Source organism: Peribacillus sp. S4 (assembly GCF_046715815.1).
Taxonomy (GTDB): domain Bacteria; phylum Bacillota; class Bacilli; order Bacillales; family DSM-1321; genus Peribacillus; species Peribacillus frigoritolerans.
In genome coordinates, this window is record NZ_CP175708.1 from 2,062,420 (window position 1) to 2,079,087 (window position 16,668).

At 42.6% G+C, this 16,668-nt stretch carries 12 protein-coding genes, 3 rRNA genes and 1 pseudogene; 13 read left to right on the top strand and 3 right to left on the bottom strand.

Features of this window, described 5'->3' with window-relative positions; all coding sequences use genetic code 11:
• Positions 1–64: 64 nt before the first annotated feature.
• Positions 65–472, bottom strand: a complete 408-nt coding sequence (locus ACJ9PY_RS09895; protein WP_034312897.1) for an Hsp20/alpha crystallin family protein — start codon at positions 470–472, stop codon at positions 65–67.
• A gap of 496 nt (positions 473–968) precedes the next feature.
• On the opposite strand from ACJ9PY_RS09895, the gene ACJ9PY_RS09900 reads away from it, so the two are divergent.
• Both ACJ9PY_RS09900 and ACJ9PY_RS09905 read left to right on the top strand, forming a co-directional pair.
• Complete coding sequence (locus ACJ9PY_RS09900) at positions 969–1,313, top strand: hypothetical protein (protein WP_411739905.1); 345 nt, start codon at positions 969–971, stop codon at positions 1,311–1,313.
• A 183-nt stretch (positions 1,314–1,496) separates the two neighbouring features.
• The gene (locus ACJ9PY_RS09905) at positions 1,497–1,721 is read left to right on the top strand and encodes a hypothetical protein (protein ID WP_411739906.1); all 225 of its coding nucleotides are present in this window, start codon (positions 1,497–1,499) and stop codon (positions 1,719–1,721) included.
• Positions 1,722–2,114: 393 nt separating this feature from the next.
• On the opposite strand, the gene ACJ9PY_RS09910 is transcribed toward ACJ9PY_RS09905, so the two are convergent.
• Positions 2,115–2,261, bottom strand: a complete 147-nt coding sequence (locus ACJ9PY_RS09910) for a hypothetical protein (protein ID WP_186442107.1) — start codon at positions 2,259–2,261, stop codon at positions 2,115–2,117.
• A gap of 399 nt (positions 2,262–2,660) precedes the next feature.
• Here ACJ9PY_RS09910 and ACJ9PY_RS09915 point away from each other — a divergent pair, with 399 nt between their 5' ends.
• The 6 genes from ACJ9PY_RS09915 (at position 2,661) to ACJ9PY_RS09940 (ending at position 9,492) form a co-directional block, all read left to right on the top strand.
• Positions 2,661–2,981, top strand: coding sequence for an RNA polymerase sigma factor (locus ACJ9PY_RS09915; RefSeq protein WP_411739907.1), 321 nt, complete (start codon positions 2,661–2,663; stop codon positions 2,979–2,981).
• Positions 2,959–3,231, top strand: a complete 273-nt coding sequence (locus tag ACJ9PY_RS09920) for a hypothetical protein (RefSeq protein ID WP_411739908.1) — start codon at positions 2,959–2,961, stop codon at positions 3,229–3,231. The genes ACJ9PY_RS09915 and ACJ9PY_RS09920 overlap by 23 nt, the downstream gene beginning before the upstream one ends.
• Positions 3,232–3,638: 407 nt before the next feature.
• Positions 3,639–5,189, top strand: a 16S ribosomal RNA gene (locus ACJ9PY_RS09925).
• A 177-nt stretch (positions 5,190–5,366) separates the two neighbouring features.
• A 23S ribosomal RNA gene (locus tag ACJ9PY_RS09930) occupies positions 5,367–8,299 on the top strand.
• A 64-nt stretch (positions 8,300–8,363) separates the two neighbouring features.
• Positions 8,364–8,479: ribosomal RNA gene (gene rrf / locus ACJ9PY_RS09935) — 5S ribosomal RNA — on the top strand.
• Together the 16S, 23S and 5S rRNA genes form the textbook arrangement of a ribosomal RNA operon.
• Before the next feature lie 161 nt (positions 8,480–8,640).
• Entirely contained in the window at positions 8,641–9,492 is an 852-nt protein-coding gene (locus tag ACJ9PY_RS09940) for a tyrosine-type recombinase/integrase (RefSeq protein ID WP_411739909.1), read from the top strand.
• Positions 9,493–9,771: 279 nt separating this feature from the next.
• On the opposite strand, the gene ACJ9PY_RS09945 is transcribed toward ACJ9PY_RS09940, so the two are convergent.
• On the bottom strand, positions 9,772–10,011 hold the full coding sequence (locus ACJ9PY_RS09945) for a hypothetical protein (protein ID WP_098865472.1): 240 nt from the start codon (positions 10,009–10,011) through the stop codon (positions 9,772–9,774).
• Between the two features lie 570 nt (positions 10,012–10,581).
• Between ACJ9PY_RS09945 and ACJ9PY_RS09950 the strand changes: the two are divergent.
• From ACJ9PY_RS09950 to ACJ9PY_RS09970, 5 genes and pseudogenes are all read left to right on the top strand, one after another.
• A pseudogene (locus ACJ9PY_RS09950) lies at positions 10,582–10,680 on the top strand (recombinase family protein); the annotation flags it as partial.
• Positions 10,681–11,184: 504 nt separating this feature from the next.
• A complete protein-coding gene (locus tag ACJ9PY_RS09955) occupies positions 11,185–12,786 on the top strand; it encodes a long-chain-fatty-acid--CoA ligase (protein WP_411739910.1) in 1,602 nt (533 codons plus the stop codon).
• An 84-nt stretch (positions 12,787–12,870) separates the two neighbouring features.
• The gene (locus ACJ9PY_RS09960) at positions 12,871–14,139 is read left to right on the top strand and encodes an MFS transporter (RefSeq protein WP_411739911.1); all 1,269 of its coding nucleotides are present in this window, start codon (positions 12,871–12,873) and stop codon (positions 14,137–14,139) included.
• 95 nt (positions 14,140–14,234) lie between these two features.
• Complete coding sequence (locus ACJ9PY_RS09965; RefSeq protein WP_411739912.1) at positions 14,235–15,407, top strand: thiolase family protein; 1,173 nt, start codon at positions 14,235–14,237, stop codon at positions 15,405–15,407.
• A gap of 111 nt (positions 15,408–15,518) precedes the next feature.
• Positions 15,519–16,667, top strand: coding sequence for an acyl-CoA dehydrogenase family protein (locus tag ACJ9PY_RS09970; protein ID WP_063576639.1), 1,149 nt, complete (start codon positions 15,519–15,521; stop codon positions 16,665–16,667).
• Position 16,668: the final 1 nt, after the last annotated feature.

Consider the following 16,668-nt stretch of genomic DNA (forward strand, 5'->3'; position numbering starts at 1 on the left):
AAGAAAAAAGAATGGCTAAGGGGGAAGTGGTCCCTAGGCCATTCTTTTTATTTTTATGAACGAACTACTCAATGTTAATATCTTCAGCTGTTTTTCCGGGGGAAAACTTATGGATGCGAATCACCAATATCGGATTCGAGAATTCAGCGGTAATTCTTCGTGAGCAAATCGAAAAGGGGAAAGGGATCTTTCTCTGTGTGGGCAGCTTATCTTCTTTTTTTTCAAGAAATGGCTTATGAGTATCGTCAACGATGATCGATAGCTCATTATCACTTAGGCATACTTTAATATCTTTTACATCATGATCTTCCAAAACCGCTTCCACCATATACTCATCGTCACTTTCGTATATATCAATTGAAAAAAGTTGATGATCCAACGCACAAGTTTCCGGATCCAGAAAAAAACTTTTTACCCATTCATCAAACTTTTCAACCTCAGTCATTTGCGATCCATGTTGATTGTCTTGCATGTTGATACCCCCGGTTTTCCTTTGAGGTATTATATGATGGAGCATGAAGAATGGTGATTGGAAAAGTGAAATTGAAGATAATAAAAGATTTCGGGAAATTGGTTCGAAAAATGTAAAAAGCAACCAATACAAAGGGACAATGTGTATGCGGGTATTAAAAAGCAGAACAAGTTATAAAAGAAAGGGTCATAAGTCCTTCTAAAAGAGTGGATTTTTTAGAGGGATTGTAACTTTATAAGTACAAATAAGGCTTATAAAGCATGTAACTTCTTAAACTAAAGGGCGTGGTTCTTGAAGAAATTTCGCTTTTCTTAATGAACTAAGGGGTGCGTTAGCTGAAGATCAGAGCTGTCTTTAAGGCAGCTTTTTCATATGGAACTATCGGGGCAGGTTAGTTGAACAAGGATAATCCACAATTTGAATAGAATATGTAGAAAACAAATAGTTGGTTGGAGTATCAATCCAAATAACAACCTATGAAGGAAGGGTAAGTAAAATGAAGAAAATGGTTGGTTGGACACTTACTTTAGCTACGCTTTTGATAGGTGGAGTCATTTATTATTTCATAACGTTATCTCTATACGAACCATCAAAAGATGCATTTGACTTCCCAGTTCCTAAAAATGCTGAGCTAGTCCAGGAAAATGAACAAGGGAAAAGTTATGATTGGTCAAAAGCGTCGGAAGAAAATGGCATACCATTTGGATATGAATTAGTCCTTAAAGCGAATGGATGGAAAAAGGGAGAAAGAGAAGGGGCTTCCGTTTTTTACACAAAAGGAAATCATAAAATAGATTTGATTTCTACAACGAAGCATTTAAACATCCTTAAAATGAATTAATATAAAGGAAATATCTTATTCAGCTAACAGGTGCGTTAGTTGAGAACCGGGGCTGCCATTTGGTGGTCTTTTTGCTTAATGAACTAAAGGGGCAGATTAGTTGAATAACAATTGAGCTATTAAACCTCAAATACTGGACTATTTTTCTTAAAATTAGGAAAGATAAATTTTGAGTTGAGTTTTATGAAAAGGCTATATATATTGATTGTTACCATTCCGATGTTGTTTTTTTGTTCAATTCAAGGATACGCACAACCTAAAGAATGTCCTGTGTTAAGTCAATTAGAGAAAACATCGATTAAGGATAAAAAAGAGGTAATAAAAGCGTTAAATACTTTAATATCAAAAACTTATGGAACTGGAATAGATGATTGGATGTGTATTGGTCATCTAGGTGGAGGAATTTGAATACCTTTTACGACCTATGTTTTAAAACATTTAAGATTAAATACCAAAAGTGAGTGAAATTTCATGGGCAAAGAGTCTTTATTTCAATATTTATCGCTGCAATTCTTTCCGTTGTTATTCGTTCCATACTTCGTGCCAATGGCATTCACAATTTTCTTAGTGAAAATTCAACTGTTCAAGCATTAATATATTTGGTCATTTGTTTATTGATTTTCTTTGTTTTTAAAATGAAGTCTGAAAGATAAGACTTATACACTTGTCAAAATCTTGTTCAACTAACGGGTACATTACTTGAATATCCTACTGGATTGAAAGAAATTCTCAATAAGGAGAATTTCTTTATTTTGGTATTATTCTATCCAATATCCATTTCAATTTCTCTTCTTAAGATACTTATCTCAATTCATCCCAATATAAAAAGACATACTCTGTTTCATGCTCCTTTTTCAACTCATCAACACTTGCTATTATTTCTAAAGTTTTCTTTTTATTCGTACGTAAAGTATTACTAGCGTTCTGTTTTAAACCCTTTTCATCCATGATATACACTCTCCTTTTTAGCATAGTTTGTGTCCTGCCCCTCTTCTTATTCTTGTTTTTGCAAGGAATGTAATCAGTTGAAATATTCAATAAAAGAAGGAAAATGGAATGTATTATGAAAATCAGCTTACAGAGTTCGCTCTAATATATGTCTTATGCTGCTTTGTTCATTTCACACGTGCAAATAGAGGCTAAAGGAAACAAACATTAAAAAGATTCTTGTTTGTATAAGAGAACATATTGTGAAATATTTCACTTAAAGTAACGGGGAGGTTAGTTATGTTGAATTAAATGCTTTAGCCGCCATTTTGTTTGGCGGTTTTCTGTTGCCAATAAAAAAAATATTTTTTGTAACAAAATTGACTTGAATCGGATATATAGACGAAAGGAGGAAAAGGCTTGGGAGAACTAGATGAAATTTATAGCAATTATGCTGAAGAAGTTTTTAAATATCTAATGTGTCTTTGTCACAACTCAGATTTATCAGAAGAACTAACACAAGAAACCTTCTATCAAGCTGTAAAATCCATTGATAGATATAATGGTGAATGTAAAATGTCAGTTTGGCTTTGTCAAATAGCGAAGCACTCCTATTATAAGTATCTTGAACGTAATAAGAAACAACAAAGACATATGCTTCAAGATGACGCAATGCATACTTCTCCTGAAGCTGAACTTATTTATTCGGAAGAAAAAATTGCCCACAACAGAAGTGACTGAAAAAGAAGAAAAACAACTTCTTGCCATTTTAAAAAAGTATAATAAAAAACTTAATTTGTTAGCTGTTTTACCAGCAGCAGATATAGAAGATTGGTTGCAAGAAAATGCTTCTGTAAAACAGAAACCTACAACGATCTATCCTATTGAGTACAATAAAGCTGCCATCGTCATTAAGAACGAGGGGATACTTAGGAAGAATGAGCCTATTACCCCTAGTGGTTATGATTTAGGAACTGTTGTTAATTGGTGATGTCTCTCAATAGTCTGTTCGTACGAACTTTTATATTCATATTGAATGATCCATCGATTATTTTAGTGCGTCCCAGTTGATTAATTTAAAGATGAAACACGTAGGGTGTTTTTTTTGTATTCATTAACAAGATGGTTTCAAGAGGAAAGTGTTATTAGAGTTTTACGGATTAAATGTTGACACTAAAGAAAAATAGCAGTATGATAATGAAGTCGCCTAATTAATGAGCGATTTTAAAAAAGAAATACTTCGTAGAAGTTGACAACTATTCAACGTTATGTTAAGATGAAATAGTTGAAAAAAACCTACAACAAATTGCTCTTTGAAAACTGAACAAAACAAAGCGCCAACGTTAAATTTTAAGTGAGCACACACTATCAAAAAAGCAAATGAGCAAGTCAAACATTTCTTCGGAGAGTTTGATCCTGGCTCAGGACGAACGCTGGCGGCGTGCCTAATACATGCAAGTCGAGCGAATCGACGGGAGCTTGCTCCCTGAGATTAGCGGCGGACGGGTGAGTAACACGTGGGCAACCTGCCTATAAGACTGGGATAACTTCGGGAAACCGGAGCTAATACCGGATACGTTCTTTTCTCGCATGAGAGAAGATGGAAAGACGGTTTACGCTGTCACTTATAGATGGGCCCGCGGCGCATTAGCTAGTTGGTGAGGTAATGGCTCACCAAGGCGACGATGCGTAGCCGACCTGAGAGGGTGATCGGCCACACTGGGACTGAGACACGGCCCAGACTCCTACGGGAGGCAGCAGTAGGGAATCTTCCGCAATGGACGAAAGTCTGACGGAGCAACGCCGCGTGAACGAAGAAGGCCTTCGGGTCGTAAAGTTCTGTTGTTAGGGAAGAACAAGTACCAGAGTAACTGCTGGTACCTTGACGGTACCTAACCAGAAAGCCACGGCTAACTACGTGCCAGCAGCCGCGGTAATACGTAGGTGGCAAGCGTTGTCCGGAATTATTGGGCGTAAAGCGCGCGCAGGTGGTTCCTTAAGTCTGATGTGAAAGCCCACGGCTCAACCGTGGAGGGTCATTGGAAACTGGGGAACTTGAGTGCAGAAGAGGAAAGTGGAATTCCAAGTGTAGCGGTGAAATGCGTAGAGATTTGGAGGAACACCAGTGGCGAAGGCGACTTTCTGGTCTGTAACTGACACTGAGGCGCGAAAGCGTGGGGAGCAAACAGGATTAGATACCCTGGTAGTCCACGCCGTAAACGATGAGTGCTAAGTGTTAGAGGGTTTCCGCCCTTTAGTGCTGCAGCTAACGCATTAAGCACTCCGCCTGGGGAGTACGGCCGCAAGGCTGAAACTCAAAGGAATTGACGGGGGCCCGCACAAGCGGTGGAGCATGTGGTTTAATTCGAAGCAACGCGAAGAACCTTACCAGGTCTTGACATCCTCTGACAACCCTAGAGATAGGGCTTTCCCCTTCGGGGGACAGAGTGACAGGTGGTGCATGGTTGTCGTCAGCTCGTGTCGTGAGATGTTGGGTTAAGTCCCGCAACGAGCGCAACCCTTGATCTTAGTTGCCAGCATTCAGTTGGGCACTCTAAGGTGACTGCCGGTGACAAACCGGAGGAAGGTGGGGATGACGTCAAATCATCATGCCCCTTATGACCTGGGCTACACACGTGCTACAATGGATGGTACAAAGGGCTGCAAACCTGCGAAGGTAAGCGAATCCCATAAAGCCATTCTCAGTTCGGATTGCAGGCTGCAACTCGCCTGCATGAAGCCGGAATCGCTAGTAATCGCGGATCAGCATGCCGCGGTGAATACGTTCCCGGGCCTTGTACACACCGCCCGTCACACCACGAGAGTTTGTAACACCCGAAGTCGGTGAGGTAACCTTCATGGAGCCAGCCGCCTAAGGTGGGACAGATGATTGGGGTGAAGTCGTAACAAGGTAGCCGTATCGGAAGGTGCGGCTGGATCACCTCCTTTCTAAGGATAATTACGAGAGCGCTTTTGTTTTGTTCAGTTTTGAATGAGTAATTCATTCAAATAGGAAAGACGAACATCACAATGTGATGGATAACTTTCTGCTTTGTTCCTTGAAAACTAGATAATAGATAGAAGGCAATTAATTTTTTTCAAAGCATCTGTAAGATCTTTTTTAACGGTTAAGTTAGAAAGGGCGCACGGTGGATGCCTTGGCACTAGGAGCCGATGAAGGACGGGACTAACACCGATATGCTTCGGGGAGCTGTAAGTAAGCTTTGATCCGGAGATTTCCGAATGGGGAAACCCACTGTTCGTAATGGAACAGTATCTTTACCTGAATACATAGGGTACTGAAGGCAGACCCGGGGAACTGAAACATCTAAGTACCCGGAGGAAGAGAAAGCAAACGCGATTTCCTGAGTAGCGGCGAGCGAAACGGAATTAGCCCAAACCAAGAGGCTTGCCTCTTGGGGTTGTAGGACACTCAACATGGAGTTACAAAGGAACGGGGTAAATGAAGCGACCTGGAAAGGTCCGTCGAAGAAGGTAAAAACCCTGTAGTTGAAACTTCGTTCCCTCCTGAGTGGATCCTGAGTACGGCGGGACACGAGAAATCCCGTCGGAAGCAGGGAGGACCATCTCCCAAGGCTAAATACTCCCTAGTGACCGATAGTGAACCAGTACCGTGAGGGAAAGGTGAAAAGCACCCCGGAAGGGGAGTGAAATAGATCCTGAAACCGTGTGCCTACAAGTAGTCAAAGCCCGTTAATGGGTAATGGCGTGCCTTTTGTAGAATGAACCGGCGAGTTACGATTTCATGCGAGGTTAAGTTGATGAGACGGAGCCGCAGCGAAAGCGAGTCTGAATAGGGCGAATGAGTATGAGGTCGTAGACCCGAAACCAGGTGATCTACCCATGTCCAGGGTGAAGTTCAGGTAACACTGAATGGAGGCCCGAACCCACGCACGTTGAAAAGTGCGGGGATGAGGTGTGGGTAGCGGAGAAATTCCAATCGAACCTGGAGATAGCTGGTTCTCTCCGAAATAGCTTTAGGGCTAGCCTCAAGATGAGAGTATTGGAGGTAGAGCACTGATTGGACTAGGGGCCCCCAACGGGTTACCGAATTCAGTCAAACTCCGAATGCCAAATACTTATTCTTGGGAGTCAGACTGCGAGTGATAAGATCCGTAGTCGAAAGGGAAACAGCCCAGACCACCAGCTAAGGTCCCAAAGTATACGTTAAGTGGAAAAGGATGTGGAGTTGCTTAGACAACCAGGATGTTGGCTTAGAAGCAGCCACCATTTAAAGAGTGCGTAATAGCTCACTGGTCGAGTGACTCCGCGCCGAAAATGTACCGGGGCTAAACGTATCACCGAAGCTGTGGATTGACACCGTATGGTGTCGATGGTAGGAGAGCGTTCTAAGGGCGTTGAAGTCAGACCGGAAGGACTGGTGGAGCGCTTAGAAGTGAGAATGCCGGTATGAGTAGCGAAAGAAGGGTGAGAATCCCTTCCACCGAATGCCTAAGGTTTCCTGAGGAAGGCTCGTCCGCTCAGGGTTAGTCGGGACCTAAGCCGAGGCCGAAAGGCGTAGGCGATGGACAACAGGTTGATATTCCTGTACCACCTATACATCGTTTGAACGATGGGGGGACGCAGAAGGATAGGGTAAGCGCGCTGTTGGATATGCGCGTCCAAGCAGTTAGGCCGGAAACGAGGCAAATCCCGTTTCCATTAAGGCGGAGCTGTGATGGCGAGGGAAATATAGTACCGAAGTTCCTGATTCCACGCTGCCAAGAAAAGCCTCTAGTGAGATGTAAGGTGCCCGTACCGCAAACCGACACAGGTAGGCGAGGAGAGAATCCTAAGGTGTGCGAGAGAACTCTCGTTAAGGAACTCGGCAAAATGACCCCGTAACTTCGGGAGAAGGGGTGCTTTTTAGGGTGAATAGCCCAGAAAAGCCGCAGTGAATAGGCCCAGGCGACTGTTTAGCAAAAACACAGGTCTCTGCGAAGCCGCAAGGCGAAGTATAGGGGCTGACACCTGCCCGGTGCTGGAAGGTTAAGGGGAGAGGTTAGCGCAAGCGAAGCTTTGAACCGAAGCCCCAGTAAACGGCGGCCGTAACTATAACGGTCCTAAGGTAGCGAAATTCCTTGTCGGGTAAGTTCCGACCCGCACGAAAGGTGTAACGATCTGGGCACTGTCTCAACGAGAGACTCGGTGAAATTATAGTACCTGTGAAGATGCAGGTTACCCGCGACAGGACGGAAAGACCCCGTGGAGCTTTACTGCAGCCTGATATTGAATTTTGGTACAGCTTGTACAGGATAGGTAGGAGCCTGAGAAGCCGGAGCGCCAGCTTCGGTGGAGGCGTTGGTGGGATACTACCCTGGCTGTATTGAAATTCTAACCCGCGCCCCTTATCGGGGTGGGAGACAGTGTCAGGTGGGCAGTTTGACTGGGGCGGTCGCCTCCTAAAGAGTAACGGAGGCGCCCAAAGGTTCCCTCAGAATGGTTGGAAATCATTCGTAGAGTGTAAAGGCACAAGGGAGCTTGACTGCGAGACCTACAAGTCGAGCAGGGACGAAAGTCGGGCTTAGTGATCCGGTGGTTCCGCATGGAAGGGCCATCGCTCAACGGATAAAAGCTACCCCGGGGATAACAGGCTTATCTCCCCCAAGAGTCCACATCGACGGGGAGGTTTGGCACCTCGATGTCGGCTCATCGCATCCTGGGGCTGTAGTCGGTCCCAAGGGTTGGGCTGTTCGCCCATTAAAGCGGTACGCGAGCTGGGTTCAGAACGTCGTGAGACAGTTCGGTCCCTATCCGTCGCGGGCGCAGGAAATTTGAGAGGAGCTGTCCTTAGTACGAGAGGACCGGGATGGACGCACCGCTGGTGTACCAGTTGTCTTGCCAAAGGCATAGCTGGGTAGCTACGTGCGGACGGGATAAGTGCTGAAAGCATCTAAGCATGAAGCCCCCCTCAAGATGAGATTTCCCATGGCGCAAGCTAGTAAGATCCCTGAAAGATGATCAGGTTGATAGGTCAGAGGTGGAAGCATGGTGACATGTGGAGCTGACTGATACTAATAGATCGAGGACTTAACCAACGCTTTTTAAAAAATGAAATACCTTCTTATTATCTAGTTTTGAAGGAATAACGTTCCTTTTATGTTTGGTGGCGATAGCGAAGAGGTCACACCCGTTCCCATTCCGAACACGGCAGTTAAGCTCTTCAGCGCCGATGGTAGTTGGGGGTTTCCCCCTGTGAGAGTAGGACGCCGCCAAGCAATGTTTATCACATCAATTAGGATTCATAAACCCGTATAAACAGGTTCAAATCCTATCTACGCATCTAAACCTTAGGATTATCCTAAGGTTTTTTTGTATAAATTCCACAATTCGTTGGAAAGGCTTATTAATAGCATGATTTTGGTAGGGGGCTTCTCGAATGACCAGTAAAGAAGAAATCCTGGACAATAAACAAATTCTTCATTCTTTTGCGAAATGGTTAATGGGTCAAAATAAATCCGATGGTACGATTAAAACCTATGTGGGAGTCATCTCCCAGTTTCTTCAATGGTTTAAAGATGAGGCGGAAGAGATTGAAAAATTCCACGTCCAAAGCTATTTAGACGATATGGAACAGTCAAACAAGAGTGGAGGAACGATTGAAAAACATTATTCAGCCATTACCATGTTTTCCAGGTTCCTTGATAAACCCGAAATCGTCCTCAACATCGATCGTAAAGCAAAGGAAAAGAAAGAAGATCCGCCAAAAGCCCTGAACATGCTTGAGCAAGCTGCTCTCCTAAAAGAAATCGAGGTCTCTGGGCATTTCAGGAATATTGCTATTGTCTACACAATGATTCATACGGGTATCCGGGTGTCCGAACTTTGTGATTTGAACCATAGTGACATTCAAAAAGAGGGAGAAAGGCAATATATCCTCATTCGGGATTCAAAAGGTGATATAGACAGGAAGATTCCACTCTCCATGACTGCTAGTGAAAAGATCAAGGCATACAAGGAATTTTTAAATATGGAAACGGAAGCCATCTTCATATCCAGTGTGAATCAACGCATAACGCCAAGGTCCGTGCAATATATGTTGACTAAATATAATACGACTCCCCATAGGCTGCGGAATACGTTTTGCCAAACATTAATCGAAAAGGGGATAGACCTTCAAACCGTTTCAAAATTGATGGGGCACAAAGATTTGAACATGACCAAACGTTATATAGGAGAAGGAAAAGAAGAATTGGAATCAGCCATTGAAAATACTTTTGATAATTTGTAGGATTGGGAATACTTAACGATATACAAGAAGTTTTCCTTCATTATATAAGTTCCAATAGCACGGGGAATTTAATGCTGATGATTTAAAAATAGCATTTCTTTTATAGTTGTAGGCCTTTTAAAGGACAGATTAAAATGACTAGGAATTTTTAAGGAGAAGATCTCTTTTGGTGAATGCCACCCAAAACAACCCTTTGGTAGCCAAGAGGGTTAATTAGAAGGAATTTATTCTTTACCTAGGGTAGACTAGAAAACATCATTGGACTTCTTATTCTACAATTTAGGGTTGCAGGGTAGTTTCTCTTAGTAGTTTCTCGGCTTCAATTATACAAGCACCCCTGTCATGTAGGTATTCAAGTGAGATACTCCTTTTTAATGCTGTTTGTTCAATTAATCTAATTTCATGCTGCATAGCACCAGACAAGATTCCATTTTCAATGTTCTTATTTATTTCATAATAAAATCCTGCCAATAATTCTAACGGTAATTCATCGTAAAGGGAACTTTTTTTGATCTTCATAAAGTACCTCCTCATTTTACAATAAAACTAGCATACATATTTGTAATAAAAACATAAGGGATTTAAAGGGGAGCTTTTAAGCTAGGGAAACCCTGAATTTGACCGAATACAGAGTTTTTTTGTATTTGAATAATATGATTGATGAATCACTGTTTCCTATTCGGAAGAAGCTATTCTTTCTATGTACTGTTCCGGGTATTGGCCCCACCTACGCCAGATACTATGACGGCCACGCATGCCATCCAACCTATTATCATCATAAAAGAAAGCGCTTACATTGTCAAGAATTTCATTTGGAAATTCGAGCAAAAACCTCTTGGTATGATAAAAGGATGACAGGCTGATAGGATGAAGGGGCTAAAATTAACAAAATCAGCAGATTTATTATTTTAATAATATCCAAAAAAGAAAATGTTGTATTTCACAAAAATGGTTGAGCGCCGTTTAAAGCTAAAAAATTTCCGAAATGGTCTGTATAGCATTGTTACACCCGTTCGTAAAAGTTAGAAAAACATTTACGAACGCTTTTGATAGAATAAGAGAGAGAAAAATAGATGAAGGAGTAAAAAAATGGATGTCCGTAAATTTGGATACATAAGAGTGAGTAGCAAAGATCAAAATGAAGGACGACAACTTCAGGCCATGTTGGATAATGTTCTTAAAGAACGTATATCTAGATCTTTACAGGATGGTCCGATCGATTGAACCAGTTGTGTGGCTTTGATGATTCTTGGATTCAGCGGTGGCAAAATCAGTCTACGAACGCGCAAAATCTAAAAATCCAGGAATGGAAAGGGAGCTATAGATTTTTTATTAACCGTAGGTCAATAAAATTCGAAAAGCCCATCCTCAGCTGGATGGGCTTTTCAATTTTATAATCCCCAAAGTCTATAACACGATTTGTGAGTAGGTATAATCTATAATATGGTAAAAGTCAACTTTTCAATATCGTTAGTAAAGAGCTGAGTTTATATAAATTCAAAAATGAATTATGGGCATTTCGATGAATCCCCTACAGAAAGGCATTATTTGTGAATAAAATTCATTAATGAATTGACTGATGTTAATAATAAGCGATTTTACATTAAATTGGGTCTTGGCATGCTAGTTGCATAATAATAGTTATAAATCAAACATGCACGATATGAAATTCGTTTATGTGCGGAGGGATAAATGGTGCGAAAAACAATAAATAAACCATGGGAGCAATGGTATGTTGAAAGAATGAAATCTATGAAGCTACCGGAAATATCCGTCTATTCACTGCTTGATATAACAGCGAGTAAGTTTCCACACCATACAGCCATCATTTATGAAGACCAGTCCATGGATTATAAGAATCTAAAAATGCAGGTAGACAAACTTGCAGGTAAATGGAGAGAAATGGGCTTTGTTAAAGGTGAACGGATTGGACTGATGATGGGCAACCACCCTTATTTCATAATCAGTTATTATGCTGCACAGGCACTGGGTCTGTTGGTTGTACAAATTAATCCCATGTATAAACCGCGGGAACTATTGCAAATATTAATAGACTCGGATACCAAGAATATTGTATTTGACCAAACGGCCGCAAATACAATCAAAGAAACGAAGGCGATATATGAATTTGATGTATGCATTGATACGGAAAATGATCAAAATGGCTCCTATTCCCTTAAAACGATGATTGAAACAGGGGATGCGATTAAGAAGCCCGTAGTGATAATCCCTCATGAAGATACGGCAGTCATCCAATATACTGGCGGCACCACTGGGAAGATGAAGGGTGTCATGCTTACTCACCATAATTTAACCTCCAATGTCGTGCAGAGCTTTGAAATGTATGGTGATTCCCTGAAACCTGGCGAAGAAATCGTTTTGGCAGCTACGCCTCTTTACCATGTTTATGCCATGACGAGCGCAATGAATCTAGGTATCTATATTGGAGCTGCCATCCTCTTATTTCCTAAATTTGAACTTGAAGATGTACTTGCAAAAATAAAAAAGTACCGTCCGACTTTCTTTCCGGGAGTTCCAAAGATGTATAACGCTTTCGTCAATCATCCAGGAATTGAAAACTATGGACTGAATTGTTTAAAAAGTTGTTCTTGTGGATCGGCGCCCCTGCCGGTTGAAGTAATAAAGCGATTTGAGGGGCTGACCGGTGCCAAAATCGGAGAGGGTTTCGGTTTGTCTGAGGCTTCACCTTCCACTCATCGTAATCCGCCTTTCGGAAAAAGGAAAATAGGAAGCATTGGCATCCCTTTTCCAGGCACGGACTGTATGATCATTGACGATGAAAATAATGAAGTGCCTAACACATGCGTCGGGGAGTTGCTCATAAAAGGCCCGCAAGTCATGAAGGGTTATTGGAATAACGAAGCCGAAACCAAAAAGGCCTTGCAGAATGATTGGCTATATACTGGCGATCTTGCTGTGATGGATGCCGAAGGATATTTCTATATCGTCGGCAGGAAAAAAGAAATGATCATCGTCGGCGGATTCAATATTTACCCGCAGGAGGTAGAAGGGGTTCTGTACGAACATCCGGCCATTAAAGAGGCAGCTGTGGTCGGCATCCCACATAAAGAAAAAGGAGAAATAGTGAAAGCATTCATCGTACCTAAAGAAAGCGCTTCCGTGGATCTTGAAGAAATAGAAGGATATTGCTATTCCCAATTGACGCCGTATAAAGTACCAAAAGTATTTGAATTAAGAAAAGAACTTCCGCGTAATACAGTGGGTAAACTATTAAAAAGATTGTTAGTTAAGGAGGAATTAGAAAAGGGTTGAAAGTGGGGGAGTGTGATTTCAACCATCTAAGTTGAACCTTACGTTGGTTGGTAAGCCATTGTAAACAAAAGAGGAGGGATTCATATGCGTTGGGTTGTTCTCATTCTATTATTCTTTGGAGCCGTCATCAATTTTGCAGATAAATCGATCGTGGGCCTCGCAGCTGTTCCCATCATGAAGGAATTCAATCTTACCTATGCAGAGTGGGGCCTTGTTGGAAGCAGTTATTATTGGCTTTACCCAGTAACAGGGATTTTTGGGGCAGCATGGGCTGATCGGCTGGGGGCTAAAAAAGTGCTGGGGTTCATCATGCTGACATGGACCGTTTTGCAATTCGGCGTTTTAGCCATTACCGCTCTTCCATTATTAATTCTATACAGGATTTTACTTGGCGCATTCGAAGGGCCTTATAGCCCAATTGCTTACAGTCATGCCGATAAGTGGTTTCCGTCGAAGCTGAAAGGTTTTGCCAATTCGGTTGTTGTTGGCGGAGGGACCGTTGGCGCGATGATCGTGGCACCGATCCTCGTATCCTTAATTACGATATTCGGCTGGAAGGTTGCCTTTGCCGCCCTTGGTGCAGCAAGCCTTGTTTGGTTCTTCCTCTTTCAATTTTTAACAAAGGAAAATCCAGTTGAAGTATACGAAAACGTCCAAAAGAAAAAGAAACAAAAACTGGAAAAAATAAAAGTGAAAGACTTTTTGCTGCTACTGGCCTCGCCAACTGCTTTGTTTACTACGCTCGCTTATTTTTCAACGTATATTTTAGTAGTTTGGTTTTCCGTTTGGCTCCCGATTTATTTAGTGGAAGCCGTAAAAATGACTCCAAGTCAAATGGGAACCAGCGTTGCGATAATCGGAGTCGTTTCCGTATGTATTTATATGGGTGTTTCGATGGCGTCCGATCATTTATTCAAGAAGAATCAGAATTGGCGATCATCAAGGGTATTCGTCGTTGCGGGCGCCATGATTCTTGGTGCATTGTTCTTTTCCTCAATCATGATATTTCAAAATCCAATCTGGGTGATAGTCGCCATGTGTTTAGCAAAGGGTCTTACATACGCCATTTTACCAATTGGACCAACGATCATGATCAATGAAATGCAGGAGCGAGGGGGATTGATGACAAGCATCTTAACATCATCAGGAAATCTAGCGGGAATTGTTGCACCTCTATTAACTGGCTATATCATAAGTCTAGCTGGAGGAAATCAACTATTGGGTTATAACCTATCGATATTGTTCATGGCCATCCTTGTCCTGGCTTTTGGCATCCTGTTTGCGATATTCGTTAAACCGGCCGGGAAACTTAAAAATAAAAGTTCGGATAACTTTGACCTTAAGTCCTCATAAGCAGAGTCGAACCTGCTTACATTCAATGAAACTAGTGAAGAGAAGGAATGCCTTCAAATAATGGCGTGAATAAAAGGAAAAGGAGCGGATTGGACATGAATAGAGAAGCCGTCATAGTTTCTGCAGTTCGAACAGCAATTGGAAAACAGGGAGGTGCACTTGCATCTGTTCCTGCCCACGTATTTGGAGCAGAAGTGATGAAAGAAGCCTTGAAACGAGCGAATCTAGAACCTCGTATGGTAGATGATGTAATCATGGGGAATGTGTTAAGCGGGGGTGGAAACATTGCCAGGTTAACTGCACTGGAAACAGGCCTCTCGATTCATCTTCCGGGTCTGACTGTCGACCGACAATGCGGCTCGGGAATAAATGCTGTCAACTTGGCTGCACAAGCGATCCGGGCTGGCGAAGGCGATGTCTATATCGCCGGTGGGGTCGAGAGCATGAGCAGGGCGCCATACTTGATGGACCGACCGGAAAAACCATACAGTGCAAAGCCGCCGCAGTTCAGAAAGTCCAGGTTGTCCCCTAAAGAGATTGGCGATCCCCCGATGGGAATCACGGCTGAAAACTTAGCGGGAAAATATGAGGTCAGCAGGGAAGAACAAGATGCCTTTGCTCTACAAAGCCAAAAAAATATGGCCAGAGCCGTGGAAGAGGGCCGGTTCAATGAACAAATTGTGCCTATCCACATTCCCGTCAGAAAAGGTGACGATATCGAATTTAAATTGGATGAACATCCTCGACCGCAAATAACGAAAGAAGGGCTAGCCAAATTATCGCCTGCATTTCTGGAAGGCGGGTCCGTGACTGCAGGCAATAGTTCGGGATTGAATGATGCCGCATCAGCATTGGTCATCATGTCGAGGGAAAAAGCGGTGGAATTGGGGATTAAGCCTTTAGCGACGATCAGGGCACAGGCAGTTGCAGGGGTAGATCCAAATTATATGGGAATAGGACCTGTTCCCGCTATAAGAAAGGTAATGGAGAAATCAGGACTTTCCTTAAATGAAATGGACATCATTGAGTTTAATGAAGCATTCGCCGCTCAAGTCATTGCTTGTAATCGGGAGCTTGATATGAATCTAGCAAAAGTGAATGTGAACGGGGGAGCCATTGCACATGGACACCCGCTAGGTGCGACGGGTGCCATCCTCATTACGAAAGCGGTTCATCAATTGAAGCGTTCTGCCGGAAGGTTCGCCCTTATTACAGCTTGCATTGGAGGCGGACAGGGAATTGCTACGATAATTGAACGTGAAGGCTGATTTTATATGTGTGTTTACAAAAAAACAATCAATTTAGCACAGCATTCAGACCTAAATGCCCTACTTGTCGATGGCTACTATACATGAACAGAACTAAGGAGGAATAAACTCATGACAATCACTTTAACCAAGGAAATGCAGCAAATGAAGGAAATGATCCGTAATTTTGTTGAAAGGGAAGTGGAGCCCTTCGCCATACAAATTGAAGAAGAAGATGCCATCCCAGAGCATTTGGTGGAAAAAGCGAAAGACCTTGGCTTATTCGGGATAAGCATTCCCGAACAATACGGTGGAATTGGCTTAAATGCGGTGGGAAAGGCTACCGTTTTAGAGCAGTTAGGAAGGACCCATAATGGTTTCGTTTCATTAATAAGCGCTCACACCGGGATTGGCAGTACAGGTCTGGTTAAGCTGGCATCCGAACATTTGAAAAATAAATACTTGCCTGAAATGGCAGCAGGCACGAAAATTGGCGCCTTTGCTTTATCTGAACCCGGAGCGGGATCGGATGCAACCAATTTGGCAACGAGTGCAGAAAAGAAGGGTGATTACTGGGTGATGAACGGGACGAAACATTTCATCACGAATGGGCCGATAGCTGATGTTTATACCGTATTCGCTTTAACGGATAAAGATAAAGGGGCAAAGGGAGGGATTACCGCTTTTTTAGTGGAAAGAGACTTTCCTGGTTTGACTGTCGGCAAAAAGGACAAAAAAATGGGATTAAGAGGATCATATACCTCACAGGTCATTTTTGAAGATTGTATCATACCTGAAGAAAATGTAATCGGCGAAGTTGGAATGGGATATATTTCTGCACTTAAAATTTTAGGTGAAGGGCGAGTAGGATTGGCTGCAAGAGCAGTGGGTTCAAGTGGGAAATTAATTGAATTATCAGCTAAATACGCCAAAGAGCGCATCCAATTCGGTAAACCGATCGCTGACAACCAAGCGATTCAATGGATGCTTGCTGATATGGCAACCGAAACGGAAGCCGCAAGAGCATTGACGATGATGGCGGCACAAAAGATTGATGAAGGAAAAAAAGTGATCAAGGAAGCATCAATGGCCAAACTGTTCGCTTCTGACGTTTTTAATCGGGTGGCGGATAAAGCGGTACAAATTCATGGCGGGATGGGATATATGGCTGAATATCCAGTAGAACGTTTTTATCGGGATGCCCGCATAACGAAGATCTATGAAGGAACGAATGAAATCCAACGTTTAATCATTGCAAGAAATGTCTTGGAAGAGTGCTGAA